19 protein-coding genes are annotated in these 20,973 nt (G+C 73.4%); 12 read left to right on the top strand and 7 right to left on the bottom strand.

Features of this window, described 5'->3' with window-relative positions:
• The first annotated feature begins 6 nt into the window (after positions 1-6).
• Positions 7-1,260 (top strand): pyrrolo-quinoline quinone, encoded by a 1,254-nt coding sequence (locus OG617_RS11755; RefSeq protein ID WP_405101227.1) that lies wholly within the window; start codon positions 7-9, stop codon positions 1,258-1,260.
• 65 nt (positions 1,261-1,325) lie between these two features.
• Here the strand turns inward: OG617_RS11755 and hisC are convergent, their stop codons facing one another.
• From hisC to hppD, 4 genes are read right to left on the bottom strand one after another with little or no spacing between them, the layout of a single operon-like run.
• On the bottom strand, positions 1,326-2,429 hold the full coding sequence (gene hisC / locus OG617_RS11750; protein WP_405101225.1) for a histidinol-phosphate transaminase: 1,104 nt from the start codon (positions 2,427-2,429) through the stop codon (positions 1,326-1,328).
• Positions 2,426-3,427: an RDD family protein gene (locus tag OG617_RS11745; RefSeq protein WP_405101223.1), complete on the bottom strand. Its 1,002-nt coding sequence runs from the start codon at positions 3,425-3,427 to the stop codon at positions 2,426-2,428. Before OG617_RS11745 ends, hisC begins: the two co-directional genes overlap by 4 nt.
• Positions 3,424-4,200, bottom strand: coding sequence for an RDD family protein (locus tag OG617_RS11740; protein WP_405101221.1), 777 nt, complete (start codon positions 4,198-4,200; stop codon positions 3,424-3,426). The genes OG617_RS11745 and OG617_RS11740 overlap by 4 nt, the downstream gene beginning before the upstream one ends.
• 22 nt (positions 4,201-4,222) lie before the next feature.
• Positions 4,223-5,428, bottom strand: coding sequence for a 4-hydroxyphenylpyruvate dioxygenase (gene hppD / locus OG617_RS11735; RefSeq protein WP_405101219.1), 1,206 nt, complete (start codon positions 5,426-5,428; stop codon positions 4,223-4,225).
• Between the two features lie 139 nt (positions 5,429-5,567).
• Between hppD and OG617_RS11730 the strand changes: the two genes are divergently transcribed.
• The 6 genes from OG617_RS11730 to OG617_RS11705 all read left to right on the top strand — a co-directional run bounded on the left by OG617_RS11730 (position 5,568) and on the right by OG617_RS11705 (position 11,761).
• Positions 5,568-6,071: an Lrp/AsnC family transcriptional regulator gene (locus OG617_RS11730; protein WP_396685150.1), complete on the top strand. Its 504-nt coding sequence runs from the start codon at positions 5,568-5,570 to the stop codon at positions 6,069-6,071.
• 111 nt (positions 6,072-6,182) lie between these two features.
• A complete protein-coding gene (locus tag OG617_RS11725) occupies positions 6,183-7,625 on the top strand; it encodes a PQQ-binding-like beta-propeller repeat protein (RefSeq protein WP_405101216.1) in 1,443 nt (480 codons plus the stop codon).
• Between the two features lie 80 nt (positions 7,626-7,705).
• A complete protein-coding gene (locus OG617_RS11720; RefSeq protein WP_405101214.1) occupies positions 7,706-9,370 on the top strand; it encodes a fumarate hydratase in 1,665 nt (554 codons plus the stop codon).
• A 57-nt stretch (positions 9,371-9,427) separates the two neighbouring features.
• Complete coding sequence (locus OG617_RS11715) at positions 9,428-10,837, top strand: class II fumarate hydratase (RefSeq protein ID WP_405101211.1); 1,410 nt, start codon at positions 9,428-9,430, stop codon at positions 10,835-10,837.
• Between the two features lie 373 nt (positions 10,838-11,210).
• Positions 11,211-11,363, top strand: a complete 153-nt coding sequence (locus OG617_RS11710; RefSeq protein ID WP_405101209.1) for a DUF397 domain-containing protein — start codon at positions 11,211-11,213, stop codon at positions 11,361-11,363.
• A complete protein-coding gene (locus OG617_RS11705) occupies positions 11,360-11,761 on the top strand; it encodes a pyridoxamine 5'-phosphate oxidase family protein (RefSeq protein WP_405101207.1) in 402 nt (133 codons plus the stop codon). The genes OG617_RS11710 and OG617_RS11705 overlap by 4 nt, the downstream gene beginning before the upstream one ends.
• A 120-nt stretch (positions 11,762-11,881) precedes the next feature.
• On the opposite strand, the gene OG617_RS11700 is transcribed toward OG617_RS11705, so the two are convergent.
• Positions 11,882-12,427 carry a CGNR zinc finger domain-containing protein gene (locus OG617_RS11700; protein ID WP_405101205.1) on the bottom strand — a complete coding sequence of 182 codons (546 nt, stop codon included), beginning with the start codon at positions 12,425-12,427 and terminating at the stop codon, positions 11,882-11,884.
• A 75-nt stretch (positions 12,428-12,502) separates the two neighbouring features.
• Between OG617_RS11700 and OG617_RS11695 the strand changes: the two genes are divergently transcribed.
• The 3 genes from OG617_RS11695 (at position 12,503) to OG617_RS11685 (ending at position 16,051) form a co-directional block, all read left to right on the top strand.
• Positions 12,503-13,477: an EamA family transporter gene (locus tag OG617_RS11695; RefSeq protein WP_405101203.1), complete on the top strand. Its 975-nt coding sequence runs from the start codon at positions 12,503-12,505 to the stop codon at positions 13,475-13,477.
• A gap of 39 nt (positions 13,478-13,516) precedes the next feature.
• Positions 13,517-14,218: an HAD family hydrolase gene (locus OG617_RS11690; RefSeq protein ID WP_405101201.1), complete on the top strand. Its 702-nt coding sequence runs from the start codon at positions 13,517-13,519 to the stop codon at positions 14,216-14,218.
• 150 nt (positions 14,219-14,368) lie between these two features.
• Positions 14,369-16,051: a S8 family serine peptidase gene (locus OG617_RS11685; protein WP_405101199.1), complete on the top strand. Its 1,683-nt coding sequence runs from the start codon at positions 14,369-14,371 to the stop codon at positions 16,049-16,051.
• Between the two features lie 65 nt (positions 16,052-16,116).
• Here the strand turns inward: OG617_RS11685 and OG617_RS11680 are convergent, their stop codons facing one another.
• Together OG617_RS11680 and OG617_RS11675 are read right to left on the bottom strand one after the other, a co-directional pair.
• Positions 16,117-17,517: a hypothetical protein gene (locus OG617_RS11680; RefSeq protein WP_405101197.1), complete on the bottom strand. Its 1,401-nt coding sequence runs from the start codon at positions 17,515-17,517 to the stop codon at positions 16,117-16,119.
• 150 nt (positions 17,518-17,667) lie between these two features.
• Positions 17,668-18,357 (bottom strand): IclR family transcriptional regulator, encoded by a 690-nt coding sequence (locus tag OG617_RS11675; RefSeq protein ID WP_405101195.1) that lies wholly within the window; start codon positions 18,355-18,357, stop codon positions 17,668-17,670.
• 63 nt (positions 18,358-18,420) lie between these two features.
• Between OG617_RS11675 and cysS the strand changes: the two genes are divergently transcribed.
• Entirely contained in the window at positions 18,421-19,836 is a 1,416-nt protein-coding gene (gene cysS / locus OG617_RS11670) for a cysteine--tRNA ligase (RefSeq protein ID WP_405101193.1), read from the top strand.
• Complete coding sequence (gene rlmB, locus OG617_RS11665) at positions 19,836-20,969, top strand: 23S rRNA (guanosine(2251)-2'-O)-methyltransferase RlmB (RefSeq protein ID WP_405101191.1); 1,134 nt, start codon at positions 19,836-19,838, stop codon at positions 20,967-20,969. Before cysS ends, rlmB begins: the two co-directional genes overlap by 1 nt.
• Positions 20,970-20,973 lie beyond the last annotated feature (4 nt).

Raw genomic sequence — 20,973 nt, 5'->3', positions numbered from 1 at the left:
TGCGGCATGGGGTTCGCGAGGGGGCGGCGGCGGGTCGCGATGGCGGTCGCGGCGCTGGTCGGCGCCGGGGCGGTCGCGGTGGTCGTGTATCGGGTGCTCGCGCCCGCCGAGGTCGACACGCCCGCCCGGGCCAGCTACCCGGCGGCGGTGACCCCGGCGGTCGGGGTGGTGGGCCGGCTTCCGGTGGCCCCGCTGATCGTGGACGGCCGGCTCCGCGTCTACGCCACCACCCGTCAGGTGTACGCCGACCAGCCGGCCGACAGCCGGTACCGGGTCACCCCGTACTGGTCGTACCGGCGCTGGCCGGCCGAGGTCAGCGGGGTGGTGGCGGAGGGGACCACCGTGGTCAGCCGGTGGTCGGACGGGAAGCTGGTGGCGCTGGACGCGCGTACCGGTCGGGTGGCCTGGGAGGCCGACGGCCCCGCGCCCACCGAGGGCTGGACCGCCCGCCGCGCCGGGGCCGGGGCGGTCTGGGACCCGCCGGGGCTCTTCCTCGCCCGGGCCGCAGACGGCCGGCCGGTGCTGGTGGTCTCCGGGGCGGACGGGGTGCGCGGCATCGCGCTCGCCGACGGCCGGCAGCTCTGGTCGGCGGACGTGGACGGCGGGTGCCGCGCCGACGTGGCCACCACGGCGGCCGGGCAGTTCGTCGCCGTGGACCGCTGCGCCGGGCCGACCACCGTCGAGTTCCGCGACGTGGCCACCGGGGCGCAGACCACCCGTTGGGCGCCCCCCGGGGCGACCGCCGAGCTGGCCGTCACTCCGGTCGGCTGCGTGAGCCACCGCTCCCGGTGCCGGGGCCTGCGGACCACCGGCCCGGCCGACGGGGCGGGGCGGGGCTGGCTGGTCGGTGCCGGTTCGCCCGTGGCCGCCCCGGCCCTGGACCCGACGGGGTCGGAGCTGGACGGTGAGCGGGTCGTCGCGGCGGCCGACGGGGCGGTGACCGGGCGGGCCGTCCGGACCGGCGAGGAGATGTGGCGCCGGGCCGACCTGGGGCCGGCCCGGATCATCGCCGCCCAGCCCGGCCGGGTGCACCTGCTCACCGAGGCGAACGACCTGGTCACCCTGGACCCGAGCACGGGCGCGGAGCGCTCCCGATTCCCGTTGGACGTGGGCCGGGACGGCATCGGCTGGGTGCCCGGGCTGGCGTACGCGGGGGGCGGCTACGTGGCGATGGAGCGGCTCCGCGAGCCGGTCGACCCGGACGCCGACGACCAGCGCTACTTCCTGACGTCCGAGCCGGTGGTGCTCGCCGCCACCTGAGCGGTCGACTGGTTCCCCGACGGGCAGGGGCCGGTCGACGCGAGGCGCGGACCGGGCCCCGGCCGTCACGACAGGGCGGACTCGGCCACCGCGAGGAAGGCGTCGTTCTCCGCCGGGGTGCCGATGGTGACCCGGACGCCGTCGCCCGGGAACGGCCGGACGATCACCCCACGCGCCTCGCAGGCCCGGCCGAATTCCACCGCCCGGTCGCCCAGCGGCAGCCAGACGAAGTTCGCCTGGCTCGACGGCACGTCCGGGACGAACTTGCGCAGCGCCTCGGTGACCCGGTCCCGCTCGGCGACGACCAGCGCGCAGCGTCGCTGCACCTCGTCGGCCTGGGCCAGCGCGGCGAGCGCACCGGCCTGGGCGGCCATGCTCGTGGAGAACGGGGTGACCACCTTGCGCACGGCGGCGGCCACCTCGGGGGCGGCGACGAGGAAGCCGATCCGCAGGCCCGCCAGCCCCCACGCCTTCGACAGGGTGCGCAGCACCACCACGTTCGGCCGGTCCAGGTAGGTCAGGCCGTCCGGCACCTCGGGGTCGGTGACGAACTCCCGGTACGCCTCGTCGATGACCACCAGCACGTCGTCGCCGACCGAGTCGAGGAACCGGTCCAGCTCCGGCCCGCGCGCCGCCGTGCCGGTCGGGTTGTTCGGGTTGCAGACCAGCACCATCCGGGTCCGGTCGGTCACCGCCGCGGCCATCGCCGTCAGGTCGTGCCCGTGCCCGGCGTCGTTGGGCACCCGCACGCTGGTCGCACCGCTGGTCGCCGCGATGATCGGGTACGCCTCGAACGAGCGCCACGAGTACAGCAACTCGTCGCCGGGCAGGCAGGTGGCCCGGACCAGGTGCTCGGCCAGCGCCACCGATCCGCAGCCGGTGGCGATCCGGTCGGCGTCCACCCCGTACCGCTCGGCGAGCGCCGCACGGAGCGCCACCACGCCCATGTCCGGGTACCGGTGCGAGCCGGCGACCGCCTCGGCGACCGCCTCCACCACGCCGGGCAGCGGGCCGTACGGCACCTCGTTGCTGGCCAGCTTGATCGCCTCGGCCAGGCCCAGCTCGCGGGCAAGGTCGGCGGGGCTCCGGCCGGGCACGTAGTTCGGCAGCGCGTCGAGGTCGGCGCGGGTCAGCCGCAGCGGCGGCTGGTGGCGTCCGGTGTCGGTCATGGGGTGTCTCCCGGAGGGTTGGCGGGATCTTTCGGGGCGGCGGTGCCGCTGCCGGCACGGGGGACGCGGGGGACCTGGACCACCACGGTCCGTGCGCGCTTGTCGTGCAGCGCCTGGCGCAGCGGATGGTCGAACAGCGGCGACAGCGCGTCGACGAGCTGGAACAGCAGGCCGAGGCCGCAGCAGTACCAGAGCAGGGTGGGCGGGCCCAGCGTGCTCCACCGGCGCAGCGCCCGGCCGAAGCCGAGCGGCTGGTCGGCCTCGACCGGCACGGCCCGTACGCCCATCACCCGCTTGCCGAGGGTCTGTCTGTTGCCGGCCATCGCCGGCACCTCGTAGGCGAACCAGAGCGCGGTGGCGATCAGCAGGATGGCGACCTGGAGCCCGCCGGTGTGCTCGCCGAGCGGGGGCAGCCCCTCGGTGGACGAGTCGCCGGCCATGGCCCGGCGCAGCGCCTCCCGGAAGTACGGGGTGACGTCCTTGACGTACCGGTAGACGAACCAGCCGTTGACGACCACGTTGAGCAGGAACACGACGCCGAAGTCGATCAGCCGGGCCATCAGCCGGGCGCCGAAGGAGGCCAGCGGCAGCCCGTGCGGGCGGGGCGCGGGCGGGTGTCCGGGCCAGTTCGGGTACGGCCAACCGGGCGGCGGCCCCTGCGGGTGCCCGTACCCGGGTGGTGGGCCCTGCCCGTGTCCCGGGCCCTGCCGCGGGCCGCCGCCCGGTCCCTGCTGCGGGCCGGGTCCCGGCCAGCCGGGGAACGGGCCGGGACCGGACGGCCCCGGGGCACCGGGCGACCCGGGCTGCTGCCCCGGGGCCGTTGCCTGCTGGCCGGGCGGCGCGGCGGGGCTGACCGGGGGCGGGGGCTCGACCGGGGGTGGGCCCTCCGGTGGGGTGGCGTCGACCGGGATCGGCGCACCGATCCAGCCCTCACCGTCCCAGTACCGCCTGGTCTCGCGGTCTGCGGGGTCGACGTACCAGCCTGGTTGCACGCTCACGGAGCAACCTTAACGACGACCGTCCGGGCGAACTTGTCGTGGAGGCACTGCTGCCAGGGCTTGTCCCACAGCTGCCAGAGCCCGTCGACGTAGCTGAGCCCGGGCACGAACATGCTTCCGACGAACTGCACCAGGTACCGCCGGCCGGCCGTGCCACGGTCCAGCGTCCCGTTCGGGTCGAGCGGGACGACCCGGATCTTCATCACCTTCTTGCCCAGCGTCTGCCCGGTCCTGCGCAGGTACTCGACGTGATAGAGCCAGTAGAGCCCGAGCATCAGGACGAACAGCCCCAGCTCGGCCAGGAACAGCGGCAGCATGAAGTCGGTCCAGAGGGCGCTCGGGTCGGGCTCGACGAGCGTGCCGTCCGGGTTGGTCCGGGTGAGCTCGCCGAACATCTTGAACCAGATGAACAGAAAAACCGGCAGGAACAGCACCATGGCGACCAGCCCGGCGACGGCGCTGTCGATCAGGTAGGCCAGCAGGCGGTCGCCGAAGCTGGCCAGCGGCTGCCCGTTGGGGGCGACCGGCACCGGCGCGAACCCGGGACGCGGCGGCGGGGCCCAGCCGGGCGGCGGAGCGTACCCGGGCGGGCCGGTCCAGCCGGGCGACGGCGGCGGGCCGGCGAAGGCGCCCGGCGGGGCGTAGCCGGTGGGGCCGGGCTGCGCCGGTACGGCGTACCTCAGCGGGGCCGGGGCGGGGGGCGGCGCGACGCCACCGGCGGCGGGCGGCTGCCCACCGGCCGGCGGCGTCGGGTACGGCGGAGGCTGGGTCACGCTGGACAGTGTCGCAGGTGGCCTACAGGTTTCCCCGCTTCTCCTGCTCCCGCTCGATGGCCTCGAACAGGGCCTTGAAGTTGCCCTTGCCGAAGCCCAGCGAGCCGTGCCGCTCGATCAGCTCGAAGAAGACCGTCGGGCGGTCCTGCACCGGCTTGGTGAAGATCTGGAGCAGGTAGCCGTCCTCGTCCCGGTCGACCAGGATCTTGCGGGCCTTCAGCTCCTCGATCGGCACCCGGACGTTGCCGATCCGGGCGCGCAGCTCCGGGTCCTCGTAGTACGAGTCCGGGGTGTCCAGGAACTCGACGCCGGCCGTGCGCATCGCGTCGACGCTGGCCAGGATGTCGTTGGTGGCCACGGCGATGTGCTGGGCACCGGGCCCCTGGTAGAACTCCAGGTACTCGTCGATCTGCGACTTCTTGCGGGCCACGGCCGGCTCGTTGAGCGGGAACTTCACCTTCCGGGTGCCGTTCGCCACGACCTTGCTCATCAGGGCCGAGTAGTCGGTGGCGATGTCGTCGCCGATGAACTCCGCCATGTTGGAGAAGCCCATCACCCGCTTGTAGAACTCCACCCACTCGTCCATCCGGCCCAGCTCCACGTTGCCGACCACGTGGTCGACGGCCTGGAAGAAGCGCTTCGGCTGGAGGCCGGCGTCGATCATCGGCTGCCGGTCCACGATCGGGGCCCGGGCCACGAAGCCGGGCAGGAACGGGCCGGTGTACCGGGACCGGTCGACCAGGGTGTGCCGGGTGTCGCCGTACGCGGCGATGGCCGCCATCCGCACGGTGCCGTGTTCGTCGGAGACGTCGTGCGGCTCGATCAGGCCGGTCGCGCCCTGCGCGGTGGCGTGCGCGTACGCGGCGTCGACGTCCGGCACCTCCAGCGCGATGTCGCTGACGCCGTCGCTGTGCTTCGTCACGTGGTCCGCGCCGGCCGCGTCCGGGCGCACCGCGCCGGTCAGCACGAACCGGGCCGAGCCGCTGGTCAGCACGTACTCGGCGTGGTCCCGGTAGCCCTGCTCCGGCCCCCGGTACGCCACGCAGGTCATGCCGAACGCGGTCGAGTAGTAGTGCGCGGCCTGCTTGGCGTTGCCGACCAGGAAGTGCACGTGGTCGAGCCCCCGGACCGGGAACGGGTCGCGGCTGATGTCGTGGTCGACTGCGCCGACCAGCACGTCGACGTCGAAGTCCTCGGTCGACTGGGGTCGGTCGATCGCCTGGGTCATGGTGACCTCCCTTGCGTACCGGCCGGCCTGGTGGGCCGCCGTCGGTGGGTTGTGTGGCGAGGATCGCCGGATTGCGGGTGGTTGGGCAACAGTTGGCCTAATCCCTGGTCAGGTTGCGCATTCGGTATGGTCTTCACCCGTGACCGCCGTACAGGATGTCCAGCTCGACGAGCTGGACGCGCGACTCATCGGGCTGCTCGCCGAGGAGCCCCGGATCGGGGTGCTGGAGTGCTCCCGGCGGCTCGGGGTGGCCCGGGGCACCGCCCAGGCCCGGCTCGACAAGCTCGTCGACCGGGGCGTGATCGGCGGCTTCGGGCCGGACGTCTCCCCGGCCGCGATCGGCTTCGGGGTGACCAGCTTCGTCACCCTGGAGATCAGCCAGCGGCTCGGGCACGACGCGGTCACCGCGCACCTCGCGGCGATCCCCGAGGTGCTGGAGGCGCACACCATCACCGGCTCCAGCGACCTGCTCTGCCGGATCGTCGCCCGGTCCAACGCCGACCTCCAGCGGGTGATCGACCAGATCGTCTCGTACGAGGGCATCCGCCGGGCGTCGACGATCATCGCGCTCGCCCAGCAGATCCCGTACCGGGTGCTTCCCCTCGTCCGCTCCGCGGCCCGGGAGGGAAGGCCGCCCTCCTAACGCCTCCGGTGGAGCACGGGCCCCCTATTAACACGTCGGCCACGCAGAAAGCACCGCGACACGGGCGCGCGGGTATTCGGCCCGGCGGTGATCGTCGCTACCGTGTCCGGTGTGGCGAAGGTGGGCGGCCTCAGGTTGCGTGGCTGGCTGCTGCTCGCCCTCGTCACGGTGGTCGTCCTCGCCGCCGCCGGGGTGTGGAACCCGTGGCCGGGGGTGTGGGACTGGGTCGACCGCAGCGAGCCGATCTCCGAGCCCGACGTGGTCTGGCAGCAGCGGATCGGCGGGACCCCGAAGAGCGTCACGATCGCCGGCGGTGCCGTCGTCGTCGAGCAGCGTACCCGGGTCGAGGCGCGCAGCCTCGCCACCGGCGTCCAGCTCTGGGAGCGCAAGGCCGACTGGTCCGCGGTGGCCGGCGGCGACCGCGACCCGGTCGTCGCCGTGGGCAAGCTCCTGGTCAAGGGGTACGAGCTGCTCGACCCGATCACCGGGGCGACCCGCCGCCGCGACGACGACGCGGTGGCCGTGTGGACGTACCGGAACCTGCTGCTCGACGCCCGGTGCGCCGAGGCGACCGACTGCACGCTGAGCGCCTGGGACCCGCGCGGCACCGCGCCCCTGTGGACGGCGTTCCTGCCCGGCGTCAGCACCGGCCTCTTCGCCGACAACCCGGGCCTGCTCGGCACCCGCCGGCTGACCACCACCCGGGTCGACGACGGGGTGGCCGGCCCGGAGGCGGTGCCCCCGCTGCTCGGCTTCCCGGTCGACGGCCGGGTGCACGTCGTGGACACCGCCACCGGGCGGGTGCTCCAGGACGTCGAGCCAGGCCGGGACGAGCGGCTCGCGGTGGTCGGCGGCCGGATGCTGCGGATCCGGGCGGTCTCGCAGGACGGGGCGTGCGCGTTCACCCTCACCGCCCACGACCCGACCACCGGCCGGGAGGTGTGGCGGCGCACCGGGATCAACCTGCGCACCGCCGACAGCGCCGGCTGCGCCCAGCGGGAGGACCCGCAGGGCGCGCGGAACGTGCTGATCGGCGTCGCCCCGAACGGCCGGGAGGCCGTCATCGACGGGTACGACGGCCGGCTGCTCCAGGTCAACGGCGAGGGGGAGAAGCTGATCGCGGTCGACGACCGGTACGCGCTGGTCCGCACCGCCGACAAGCGGTCGATCGTCGCCCGGGAGTTGGGCGGGGACCGGACCCGGTGGACCCGGGCGGCCGGCGGCAGGAGTGGTGGGACGCTCACCCCGTACGCGGCGGTGCTCGCCGAGGAGAAGCCGAACCGGCTGATCGCGCTGGACCCGCGTACCGGAAAGGAGCTGGTGGTGCTGCGGACCTCGGCGAACGCCCTGGCCGTCGGCCCGGCCGGCATGGTCATCGGCGAGGGCCGGGAGATCGGGTACGTCCGCTTCGGTGCGGGCGGGGCGGCGCCCGCCCGGCCATCCGGCGACGGTGGCGTCCCCGGCCCGGGTGACCCCGGCGGGGGCCCCGGCGACAGTGGCGATTGCGGGCCGAAGCGGGAACTCTGCCCCGAACGGGACGACAAGGACGGCTGAGCGCGACGGGTGAGAGCGGCGTCCCAGGACCGACCCGTCGGGTGTCATCGATCGACCGGTCTGCCCTAGGCTTTCCGCTCATGAGCAGTGCCGCGTTCTCCTACGCTCCCTTGCTGCCGACCGGGCCCGACCAGACCGAGTACCGACTGGTCACCGACGAGGGCGTCGACGTCGTCCACGGTCCGGGCGGGCGTCGGTTCCTGACCGTGGAGCCGGCCGCGCTGACCGCGCTGACCGCCGAGGCGATGCACGACATCGCCCACTACCTCCGCCCCGCGCACCTGGCCCAGCTCCGGTCGATCATCGACGACCCGGCGGCCTCACCGAACGACCGGTTCGTGGCGCTGGACCTGCTGCGTAACGCGAACATCGCCGCCGGCGGTGTGCTGCCGATGTGCCAGGACACCGGCACGGCCATCGTGATGGGCAAGCGCGGCCGGCACGTGCTGACCGACGGCGGCGACGCCGAGGCGATCTCCCGGGGCGTGTACCAGGCGTACACGAAGCTGAACCTGCGCTACTCGCAGCTCGCCCCGCTGACCATGTGGGACGAGCGGAACACCGGCAGCAACCTGCCCGCGCAGGTGGAGATCTACGCCGAGGACCCGGACGGCCATCCGGACGCGTACAAGTTCCTGTTCATGGCCAAGGGCGGCGGCTCGGCCAACAAGTCGTACCTCTACCAGGAGACCAAGGCGCTGTTGAATCCGACGCGGATGATGCAGTTCCTGGAGGAGAAGCTGCGGCTGATCGGCACCTCGGCCTGCCCGCCGTACCACCTGGCCGTCGTCATCGGCGGCACCAGCGCCGAGTACGCCCTCAAGACCGCCAAGTACGCCTCGGCGAAGTACCTCGACGCGCTGCCCACCTCCGGCTCGATGACCGCGCACGGCTTCCGGGACCTGGAACTGGAGGCCGAGGTGCTGGAGCTGACCCGCAACTTCGGCATCGGCGCGCAGTTCGGCGGCCGGTACTTCTGCCACGACGTGCGGGTGGTCCGGCTGCCCCGGCACGGCGCGTCCTGCCCGGTGGCGATCGCCGTGTCCTGCTCGGCGGACCGGCAGGCGGTCGCCAAGATCACCCCGTCGGGCGTGTGGCTGGAGCGCCTGGAGACCGACCCGGCGCGGTACCTGCCCGACGTCACCGACGAGACGCTCGACGCGTCCGAGGTGGTCCAGGTCGACCTGAACCGGCCGATGGACGACATCCGCGCCGAGCTGTCCAAGTACCCGGTGAAGACCCGGCTGTCGCTGACCGGCCCGCTGGTCGTCGCCCGGGACATCGCACACGCGAAGATCGCCGAGCGGCTGGACGCGGGCGAGGCGATGCCGCAGTACCTGCGCGACCACGCCGTCTACTACGCGGGCCCGGCCAAGACCCCCGAGGGGTACGCCTCCGGCTCGTTCGGCCCGACCACCGCCGGCCGGATGGACGCGTACGTGGAGAAGTTCCAGGCCGCCGGGGGCTCGATGGTGATGCTGGCCAAGGGCAACCGGTCCGCCCAGGTGACCCGCTCCTGCCAGCAGCACGGCGGCTTCTACCTCGGTTCGATCGGCGGCCCGGCGGCCCGGCTCGCCCAGGACTGCATCCGCCACGTCGAGGTGCTCGAATACGCCGAGCTGGGCATGGAAGCGGTCTGGAAGATCGAGGTGGAGAACTTCCCGGCCTTCGTCGTCGTCGACGACAAGGGCAACGACTTCTTCGCCGAGGTCACCAAGCCGGTGCTCACCGTCGGCCGCCGCTGACGTCCGCTACGGGCTGGGCCGGGCGATCATCTGCGGCCCGGCGGCGGCCGGGGCAGGATGGTGGGCGTGACGACTCCAGAGGCAGCGGGTTACCGGATCGAACGCGACTCGATGGGCGAGGTGGAGGTGCCCGCCGAGGCGCTGTGGCGGGCGCAGACCCAGCGCGCGGTGCAGAACTTCCCGATCTCCGGGCGGGGAATCGAGCCGGCCCAGATCAAGGCCCTGGCGCAGATCAAGGGCGCGGCTGCCGAGGTGAACGGCGAGCTGGGCGTGATCGACGCCGACGTGGCCGCCGCGATCGCCGCTGCCGCCGCGCACGTGGCCGACGGCGGGTACGACGACCAGTTCCCGATCGACGTGTTCCAGACCGGCTCGGGCACCTCGTCGAACATGAACACCAACGAGGTCATCGCCACCCTGGCCGGCCGCGAGCTGGGCCGGGACGTGCACCCGAACGACGACGTGAACGCGTCCCAGTCCAGCAACGACGTCTTCCCGTCCTCGATCCACCTGGCCGCCACCCAGTTCGTCGTGGAGGATCTGGTGCCGGCGCTGACCCACCTCGCCGAGGCGCTGGAGGCCAAGTCGGCCGAGTTCGAGACCGTGGTCAAGGCCGGCCGCACCCACCTGATGGACGCCACGCCGGTCACCCTGGGCCAGGAGTTCGGCGGGTACGCCGCCCAGGTCCGCTACGGCGTCGAACGGCTGGAGGGTGCGCTGCCCCGGCTGGCCGAGCTGCCGCTCGGTGGCACCGCCGTTGGCACCGGGATCAACACCCCGCTCGGCTTCGCCGCGGCGGTGATCGCCAAGCTGCGCGAGTCCACCGGCCTGCCGCTGACCGAGGCCCGCAACCACTTCGAGGCGCAGGGCGCCCGGGACGCGCTGGTGGAGACGTCCGGGCAGCTCCGCACCATCGCGATCGGCCTATACAAGATCGCCAACGACATCCGCTGGATGGGCTCGGGTCCCCGGGCCGGCCTGCGCGAGCTGCGCATCCCGGACCTCCAGCCCGGCTCCTCGATCATGCCGGGGAAGGTGAACCCGGTGGTCGCCGAGGCCGTCCGGCAGGTCTGCGCCCAGGTGGTCGGCAACGACGCCACGGTCGGCTTCGCCGGCTCCCAGGGCGACTTCGAGCTGAACGTCATGCTGCCGGTGATGGCCCGCAACCTGCTGGAGTCGATCCGGCTGATCGCCGCGTCGAGCCGCCTGCTCGCCGACCGCTGCGTGGCCGGCCTGGTCGCGAACGCCGACATCTGCCTGGCGTACGCCGAGGGCTCGCCGTCGATCGTCACCCCCCTGAACCGTCACCTCGGGTACGACGAGGCCGCCTCGATCGCCAAGGAGGCGCTGGCCAAGGAGATGTCCATCCGGGACGTGGTGATCGCCCGGGGGCACGTGGCCGACGGCAAGCTCACCGCGGACCAGCTCGACGAGGCCCTCGACCTGCTCCGGATGACCCACCCCTGACCGGGCAGGCCGGGGTGCGACCCGCTGGTCGCGCGAGGGTCGGGGCATGGATCGGCCTCCCTGTGGAGCTGAGTCGTCTGCGTCATCACCCCGGCGGTGGTGACTGCCCGTCTGGGGCAGGGCGGTCCCGGCGGACGCCCGGGCCGGGGGGACGAGTCCAGTTGATCGTCCACCCTCTACAGTCGGTGCTCGGGTGGAACGGACGGGACGTCCCGGTCGGGCAACTGCTCCGCGCGGTGCCGGGGGAGACGTCTGATGAGGGCGCCGCTGCTTTCGGAAGGGTCTCCGACGGCCGCGGGAGCCGTTTCCGCGCTGGGCCTCCCGCAGGTGGCGGAGCATCGGAGGAGATCATCAGTGTGGAGGGCGGTTGTCGGTGACCGATGAACAGACGACGACGGCGGCCTTCCTGGTCGCGGAGCTGCGCCGGGCGCGGATGCGTCGGGGCTGGAGCAAGGACCCGACAGGGCCGGTGCTGACCGTCGACCCGGCCTCGTGGCTGGCCTTCGTTGTGGCGTCGTCGCGGTGACCGGACAGGCGGTGCTCGATCCGGAGATCCTGGAGAGGCTCGAACGGGAACGGATCGTCTGGCTGTGCACGGTGCGGCCGGACGGTTCGCCGCACGTCACGCCGGTCTGGTTCCTGTACCGGGACGGCGAGTGGTGGATCTGGACGCAGGAGCGGAACCGGAAGACCCGTAACATCGTTGCCGATCCCCGGGTGTCGCTGGCGCTGCCGGACGGCGTGTACCCGGTGGTGGCGGAGGGCGTGGTCACCATCCTGCGTTCGTCCTTCCCGGAGTGGGCCGTCGACGGGTTCCGCCGCAAGTACGACTGGGACGTCGCCGCCCCGGCCGGGCCCGCCGGGGACAACGTCCTGCTCCGCATCGCCGTCTCCCGTTGGCTGATGACGGACACTTCCTCCTGACCACGCTTCTCGGTCGCCCGCCGGCTGCGCCGGTCGGCGTGGGGCGAGGGCTGGCCACCGGGAGGCCGCCGGGGACGGGGACGCCCCGGTCGTCGAGGCCGGGTAGCGGCGCGACGTGGGTCAGGGGCGGGCGGCGGCCCTGCGGGCCCGGTAGGCGGTGACCGCGGCGCGGTTTCCGCAGCCCGCGTCGCAGTACCGCCGGGAACGGTTCTTCGACAGGTCGACCAGCACGTTGTCGCAGTCCGGGTGGTCGCATACGCGCAGCCGGCCAAGCTCGCTGCTGCGTACCAGGTCGGCCAGGGCCATCGCGGCCTCGACCGCCATCCGGGTGGCCAGCGGCGCGTCCAGGGGCACGGCGTGCAGGTGGTACGGCTCGTCGTCGTGCCGGACGAACTGCGGCAGCGCCCCGGCCTCGCGCAGCAGCCCGTTGACGATGGCGACGATCTCGTCGGTGTCGGCATGCCAGATCCGGCGCAGCCGGGGGCGCAGGTCCCGGACGGACCGTAGCTCCGCCTCGGTGTGCTCGTGCCGGCCGCTCCAGCCGTGCTCGGCGAAGAACGCGTCCAGGGCCGCCACGTCGGGTAGCGCCTCGCCCTGGTCGCCGACGGTGTTGACCAACGCGGCGGCGGCGATCAGCCCGCACTCAGTGTCATGGGCGAAAAGCAACTTGACTCCTGTCAGGTGACCCGCCTAGCGTCATCAGTGTAAGCCTACTTCACTCATGACGTACTAAGGAATTCGATGCGTCCACGACCCGCCGCCGGCACCGGTCTCGGCCTGGTGCTGCTGTCGGCCGTCACGTTCGCCACCTCGGGCACCTTCGCCCGGTCGCTGATCGAGGCCGGGTGGTCCGCGGAGGCCGCGGTGGTCGCCCGGGTCGGCATCGCCGCCGCCGTCCTCGCGGTGCCAGGGGTGCTGGCCGTGCGCGGCCGTTGGGGCGTGCTGCGGCGCAACCTCGCCCCGGTCGGCGTCTTCGGGCTCCTCGGCGTCGCGCTCGCCCAGGCGTGCTTCTTCAACGCCGTCCGCTACCTCCCGGTCGGCGTGGCGCTGCTGCTGGAGTACCTGGGCATCATCCTCGTGGTCGGCTGGATGTGGCTGGTCCACGGGCAGCGTCCGCGCCGGCTGACCGTGGCCGGGGCGGTCGCCGCGCTGGCCGGCCTCGTCGGCGTCCTCGACGTGACCGGCACCGGCAGCCTCGACCCGGTCGGCGTGCTCTGGGGGCTGGGCGCGGCGGTCGGGCTCGCCGGGTACTTCGTGATCGCCGGCCGCCTCGACGACGGCCTGCCGTCCGTGACGATGGCCAGCGCCGGCATGGCCGTCGCCGCGGCGGTCCTGCTCCTGCTGGGCCTGGCCGGGGTGCTGCCGCTGCGGGCCACCTTCGGCGAGGTGACCTTCGCGGGACAACGCACCAGCTGGCTGGTCCCCATCGCCGGCCTGTCGCTGGTCGCCGCAGTGGTCGCGTACCTGGCCGGGATCGCTGGGACCCGGATCCTCGGGGCCCGGCTCTCCTCGTTCGTCGGGCTGACAGAGGTGATGTTCGCGGTGCTCATCGCCTGGCTGGTGCTGGGCGAGCTGCCGACCGTCGCGCAGCTGTTCGGGGGTGCCCTGATCGTCGCCGGAGTCGCCCTGGTCCGCCTCGACGAGCTACGCGGGTCGCCCGTCGACGACCGGCCGGGCGGCCGTCCCGTCGAGCCCGCGCTCGCCGCCGAGGGCTGACGCCCCCACGGTCGCGCCGGCGGGTGGAAGGCTGGCCGGATGCTGACCCATGTCGTGTTCGACGCCGACGAGACCCTGATCGACCTGCGCCCGGCGGTCACCGGCGGGCTGGTGGCCGTACTGGAGGAGATGCGGAGGCTGACCCCGGCGGCGGCCGGGATCAGCCTCGCGGACCTGGAGTCCGACTGGCACGTGGTGTTCGGTGCGACGAGCGCCGACCCCATCGTGGAGATCCGGCGGGCCGCGCTGGCCCGGTCGCTCGCCCGGGCCGGCCTCGCCGCACACCTGGACGACGTCGCGGCGATCTTCTTCGCCCGGCGCTTCGCGTTGACCAGCCCCTTCCCGGACGTGCTGCCGGCGCTCGCCGCCCTGCGCGGCCGGTACACCCTGGGCTACGCCACCAACGGCAACAGCCGCGCCGAACGCTGCGGCCTCACCGGCGAGTTCGCCTTCGAGTTGTACGCGCACGAGAACGGCCTGCCGAAGAAGCCCGCCCCCGAGTTCTACACCGCAGTGGTCGAGGCGGCCGGGGTGCCGCCGGAGCGGATCGTGTACGTGGGCGACTCGCCCAGCCACGACGTGCTCGGGGCCCAGCGGGCCGGGCTGCGGGCGGTCTGGCTCAACCGCCTCGGCCTGCCCCGCCCGCCCGGCGTGCCGGCCGACGCCGAGGTCCCCACCCTGGCCGACCTGCCGGACGCGGTCGACCGGCTCTGCGCCGGCCGCGAGATGAGCGAGGCCTAGCTCCTCCCACGCCGGGGCGCCCCGCCGGCGCCGCGATGACAGCGAGCCGACGAAAGCCTGATTGCCGTGTAATACGGACTCCCATCTGGCGGAACGCCCATTGGTGCTATGGGATGACTGCCACGTCCCTCAACGAGAGGATCTGATGTGGTGAGCAAGCGCTTCACTGCCGGTGCCGTCGCAACCGCAACGGCGTTGGCACTCACGGTGACCGGCGTGGTGGGCACGGCGAACGCCGAGCCGACCGCGACCCGGGAGTTCACCGTCGTCGCGGAGGCCGGCGTCTCCGCCGACGCGGCGATCGCCGCCATTACCGCCGCGGGCGGCACCGTGGTTTCCCGCACCGACGAGGTCGGTCTGTTCCAGGTCACCAGCGACCGTACCGACTTCGCCAGCCGGGCGACCGCGAACGCGGCCCTGCTCGGCGCGGCCGAGCGGAAGGCGATCGGCCGCAAGCCCAAGCTCGACCGGGTCGAGCAGGAGCACCTCCTCGCCAAGGCCCAGGCCAAGGCCCAGACCAAGGCCAAGGGTGCCGTCGCCAAGCGGGGCAAGAAGATGGACCCGCTGGACGAGAAGCTCTGGGGGCTGGAGATGATCCGGGCCGACGAGGCCCGCAAGGTGGAGCCGGGCGACCGCCGGGTAACCGTCGGCATCCTGGACACCGGTGTCGACGCCAGCAACCCCGACCTGGCGCCGAACTTCAGCTGGTCCCTGTCGCGCAACTTCGCCCCGGACATCCCCGAGGTCGACGGGGAGTGCGAGGTGGCGAGCTGCCTCGACCCGGTCGGCACCGACGACGGTGGCCACGGCACCCACGTGGCCGGCACCATCGGCGCCGCCGCGAACGGATTCGGTCTCTCCGGCGTCGCCCCGAACGTCACCCTGGTAGAGCTGAAGGGCGGCCAGGACTCCGGCTACTTCTTCCTCGACCCGGTCGTCAACGCCCTGGTGCACGCGGGCAACGTCGGCCTCGACGTGGTGAACATGTCGTTCTACGTCGACCCGTGGCTCTACAACTGCACCGCGAACCCGGCCGACTCGCCGCAGGCGCAGACCGAGCAGCGGGCGACCATCGAGGCCATGAAGCGGGCGCTCGAATTCGCCCACCGCAAGGGCGTCACCCTGGTCGGCTCGCTGGGCAACAACCACGAGGACCTGGGCGCACCACGCACCGACATCTCCAGCCCGGACTACGGCGCCGACCCGTACGACCGTCCGATCGACAACGCCACCTGCTGGGACCTCCCGGTGGAGGGCCCACACGTGATCGGCGTGTCGGCGGTCGGCCCCTCCGGCAAGAAGGCCGACTACTCGAACTACGGCACCGAGCAGATCTCGGTCGCCGCGCCGGGTGGCTGGTTCCGCGACGGCTTCGGCACGGACACCTACCGCCTCGACGCCAACATGATCCTCTCCACGTACCCGAAGCACGTGCTCCAGGAGGAGGGGTCGGTCGACGAGAACGGCAACATCGTCGAGGGCTTCGAGGAGTCGGTGTTCAAGCAGTGCAAGGCCAACGGCGACTGCGGGTACTACACCTACCTTCAGGGCACCTCGATGGCGTCGCCGCACGTCAGTGGCGTCGCCGCGCTGATCGTCAGCAAGTTCGGCAAGAAGACCCGGGATGGTCTGGGCATGGACCCGGCCAAGGTCGAGCGGCAGCTCTACCGCACCGCTGCGGAGCGTGCCTGCCCGGAGCCGCGCCTGCAGACGTACACCAACGAGGGCCGGGACGCCGAGTTCAACGCCTACTGCGCGGGTGACTCGAAGTTCAACGGCTTCTACGGCCACGGGATCATCGACGCGTACGCGGCGGTGAAGACCCGCAGGTGACCATCGGTTCCACCGGGAGGGGCCCGGGCGATCACGGTCGCCCGGGCCCCTCGTCGTCCCGGGGCTCAACGCCGCCAGCCCCGGGCGGCCAGGGCGGCGTGGACCTCCCGCGTCAACGCGGGGAAGTCGTGCCGGAGGCGGCGGCCCGGCGCGTGTAACACGATCCATCCCGCGCAGACGAGCTGGTTGAGCCGCCAGCGGTCGCGGTGCAACTGCTCGGCGTTGGCCTGCGAGTTGCCGTCGTACTCGACCGCGACGCGGAACTCCGGCCAGGCCAGGCCCGGATGCAGGACGAGCCCCGAGGCCAGTCGGACCGGGTGCCGGGCGACCGGGCGGGGCAGCCCGGCGAGCACCAGCCGGACCCGCAACTCGGACTCCGGCGGTGACTGCGCCCCGGGATCGGCCAGGCCGAAAACCCACCTCGCCCGCCGGCCCCCGGGCCGGTCCGCGTTGCGGACCCCGATCGCGGTCAAGGAGTCCCGGTTGGTCAGGCCCATGCGGAGCAGGCTGTCGACGATCCCGACGGCCCGGAGGGGCTCCAGCCAGACGGCGGTCTCCCAGGCCGCCGTCGCAGGATCGGTGCGGGGGAGCGCCCACGCCGCCGCCGCGACCGCGATCGGCGCCGCACCGGCGACGGTCGGGTCCTCCGGACGCCCCGCGGCGCCGGCGACACCCGTGGTGCCCGCGACGCCCGCCACATCCACAACATCCACAACATCCACAACACCCGCGACACCCACGGCGCCTTGGCCGATCTGCGGCCCGGTGCGAGCGGCGTCGCGCGGTGGTGGCGCCGAGCGGGTGGTGTCGCATGGCTGCGGCGGCGTGCGGGTGGTGTCGCATGGCTGCGGTCCCGTGCGGGTGGTGTCGCGCGGCTGTGGCGTCGAGCGGGAGGCGTCGCGTGGCTGTGGTGCCGTGCGGATGGCACCCGGGGCGGGTGATGGTGCCGCCCCGATCGCGGCCGGGCTGCGGGTCGGCAGCGAGGAGTGGGCGGACAGCGGAACGTGCGGGGACAGCGGAACGTCGGGGGACAGTGGGGCAGGTGCGGGCAGCGGGTCAGGGGCGGGCAGTGGGACGGGAGTGAGCAGTGCGGTGGCGGCCGGTGGCGAGGTGGAGGGGCGCAGGTCGGTCAGGTGCACCCGGAGCCCTCGCTGGCTGCGCAGCCCCGCCGTGCGAGGGCTGGCCACGTGCACCTCGTCGGAGAACTCGGCGGCGTGCTCGACGCCGTACAGCAGCGCCGCCGACGGGCCGGCGAGCGCCGAGCCGGGGGGCAGTTGCAGGGACGCCGCCCGGCAGGCCAGCGTGTGGTCAAGGTCGAGGCGGGAGTCGGCGTAGATGTCGCGGCGCAGGTTGACCCAGGCCGAACTGCGTAGCTTGTGTGCGGTGACGAGGCCCAGCCGGATCGCCTCGGAGGCACGGAAGACCTGCCAGGCGAGGGCGGACGGGCGATCAGGGTGTCGGGGCATGCGCCCAGGCTCCCGGCAGCCGCCGCGCCTGGATACCCCTGTGGACAACGCTCCGCCCGGCTGATCCGTCCCCCTGTGGACAACCAGCCGGACGCCCTCCGCCTGTGCTATTGGCCGCCTCCCGGACGCGGCGGGGCTCGGCGGCCGGGCTCAGGGGGCGAGGGCGGTGGCGACGGCGACGGCCGCCGCGAGCACCTGCTCGCCGACCACCTTCGGGTCCAGCGGGGCCAGCGCGACCACCCCGACGCTCGCCTCGAGGCCCGGCACGCCGAGCACCGGCGCGGCCACCCCGTACGCGCCGGGCTGCAACTCGCCGCTGGTGCTCACCGGGTAGGTGGAGCCCGACCGGCCGGCGAGGATGGCCCGACCGGCCGCCCCCCGCTCCAGCGGGTGCCGCGTCCCCGTCCGGTACGCCACGTGCAACGACGTCCAGCTCGGCTCCACCACCGCCAGCGCGACCCCCTCGCCACCCTCGACCATGGTGAGGTGGGCGGTCGCGCCGGCCTGCTCGGCGAGCCGGCGCAGGGCGGGCAGCGCGCCCTCTGCGAGCAGCGGCTGGGCCCGACGGGCCAGGTGCAGCACACCCGCGCCGAGGCGCAGCCGGCCGTCGCCGTCCCGCCGTACCATGCCGTGCCCGCTCAGCGCGCCGACCAGCCGGTAGACGGCCGCCCGGCCGATGCTCAGCAGGTTCGCCGCCTCGGTGACGGTCAGCCCGCCCGGGGCGTCGGCGACCAGGTGCAGCAGTCGCAGCCCTCGGTCCAGTGTCTGGGCCGTCTCGCCCCCGCGCGCCCCGTCGCCGGGCCGGGCCGTCGTGCTGTCCTGCCGTGCCGCCTCATCCACGAGAGGCAGCGTACGACCCGGCACCGGGCGACCCGGGAATGCGTGGACGGCTACCCTTGTGAGGTGACGCTACGCCTGTATGACACCGCCACCCGATCGGTGCGGGACTTCGTCCCGTGGGAAGCCGGCAAGGTGGGGGTCTACCTGTGTGGTCTCACCCTCCAGGCCCCCCCGCACATCGGTCACCTTCGCTCCGGCGTCAACTACGACGTGCTGCGCCGGTGGCTGCTGGCGAAGGGGTTCGAGGTCCGGTTCATCCGCAACCTGACCGACATCGACGACAAGATCCTGGGCAAGGCAGTCGAGCAGGGCCGGCCGTTCTGGTCGATCGCGTACGCCAACGAGCGGGCGCTGACCGGCGCGTACCAGGCGCTGAACGTGCTGCCGCCGACGTACGAGCCGCGGGCCACCGGGCACGTCCCGGAGATGCACGAGCTGATCGCGAAGCTGATCGACACCGGGCACGCCTACCCGGCCACCGACGGCTCCGGCGACGTCTACTTCGACGTGGCCTCCTGGCCGGCCTACGGCGCGCTCTCGGGCCAGTTGCCCGACGCGATGCAGGCCGCCGACGATGCCCCGGAGCGGGGCAAGCGTGATCCGCGCGACTTCGCGCTGTGGAAGGGCGCGAAGCCCGACGAACCGGCCGACGCGTACTGGCCCTCGCCGTGGGGCCGGGGGCGGCCCGGCTGGCACATCGAGTGCTCGGCGATGTGCTGGCGCTACCTGGGCGCCGAGTTCGACATCCACGGCGGCGGGCTCGACCTGACCTTCCCGCACCACGAGAACGAGATCGCCCAGTCGCAGGCCGCCGGCCTGCCGTTCGCCCGCTACTGGGTGCACCACGGGCTGCTCAGCATCGGCGGCGCGAAGATGGGCAAGTCGGCCGGCAACGCCCTCGACCTGGCGTACGTCGCCTCGCTCGGGGTGCGCCCGATCGAGCTGCGTTACTACTACGCGGTCGCGCACTACCGTTCGTTGATCGACTACACCGAGGACTCGCTGCGCGAGTGGGCGACCGGCTTCCGGCGGATCGAGGGGTTCGTCCAGCGGGCCGCCGAGCGGGTCGGCCCGGGTGGGTTCGGGGAACTGCCGGCCGCCTTCGTCGCCGCGATGGACGACGACCTGAACACCTCGGCCGCGTTCGCGGTGCTCCAGGAGGTGATCCGGGACGGCAACAGCGCGCTGGCCGCGGGCGACGATGTGACCGTCCGCACGGCGCTCGGCTCCGCGCGGGCGATGCTGGATATCCTCGGTATCGACCCCCTGGACGAGGCCTGGACGGGTGGCGGTCGCGTGGATGACCTGCGCGACGTGATGGACTCGCTGGTCGCGCTGGCCCTGGAGCAGCGCGCGCAGGCCCGCAGCCGCAAGGACTGGGCCGCCGCGGACGCCGTCCGTGACCAGCTCAAGCAGGCCGGCGTGATGATCGAGGACACCCCCCAGGGCCCCCGTTGGACTATTGGAGAGCAGGACTGATGGCCGGCAACTCGCAGCGCCGTGGCCGGCGACTGACGTCGAAGGCAGGCGCCCCGAAGGGCTCCGGAGGCAAGAACAAGGACTCCCTCGCGGGCCGGGGCAGGACCCTGCCCGCCGACGAGCGCCCCTGGCACAAGGGGTACTCGGGCACCGAGAAACTGCCGCAGCGCACCGCCTGGAAGCAGGACAAGGAGCTCCGGGCGGCGTCCGAGGAGGGGCGTGCCCCGAAGATCGGCAAGCCGGGCACCAAGGACACCACCTGGGGCAGGGGCGGCGGTCGGGGCGTTCCGATCGGCCGGGGCGGCGGCGCCGCCGGCCGGGGCGGCAAGCCGGCCGGCCGCACCGGCCCCCGGGTCGCGCCGGGCCGCAAGTCCAACCCGGCGAAGGACAGCCCTGAGCTGCTGGTCGGGCGGAACCCGGTGCTGGAGGCGCTGCGCACCCAGGTGCCGGCCACCGCGCTCTACGTCGCCCAGGGCATCGAGAGCGACGACCGGATCAACGAGATCATCCGCACCGCCGCCGACCGGGGCATCGCCAACCTGGAGATCAGCCGCGCCGAGCTGGACCGGATGACCGGCGGCGTGCTGCACCAGGGCGTCGGCCTCCAGGTGCCGCCGTTCGCGTACGAGTCCTTCGACGACATGGTCGCCGCGTCGCTGGAGCAGACCGCCCCGCTGCTGGTGGCGCTGGACGGCGTCACCGACCCGCGCAACCTCGGCGCGGTGATCCGGTCCGCCGCCGCGTTCGGCGCGCAGGGTGTCTTCGTACCGGAGCGGCGGGCGGCCGGGATCACCGCGACCGCCTGGCGGACCAGCGCCGGAGCGGCGGCGCGGGTGCCCGTCGCCCAGGTCACCAACCTGACCCGGTCGCTCAAGGCCTGTCGGGACGCCGGCTTCATGGTCGTCGGCCTCGACGCCGACGGCGAGACCGACCTGTACAGCCTGGAGGTCGCCGTCGGGCCGCTGGTCGTGGTGGTCGGCTCGGAGGGGCGCGGGCTGTCCCGGCTGGTCGGCGAGACCTGCGACCTGACCGTGAGCATCCCGATGATCTCCGAGGTGGAGTCGCTCAACGCCAGCGTCGCCGCCGCGGTGACCCTCGCCGAGGTGTCCCGCCGCCGGGCCGCCGAGGGCTGATCCC

It is taken from the genome of Micromonospora sp. NBC_01412 (genome assembly GCF_045040215.1).
In the GTDB taxonomy this organism is placed as follows: domain Bacteria; phylum Actinomycetota; class Actinomycetes; order Mycobacteriales; family Micromonosporaceae; genus Micromonospora; species Micromonospora rubida.
This window is presented reverse-complemented; position numbering and strand designations above follow the sequence as displayed.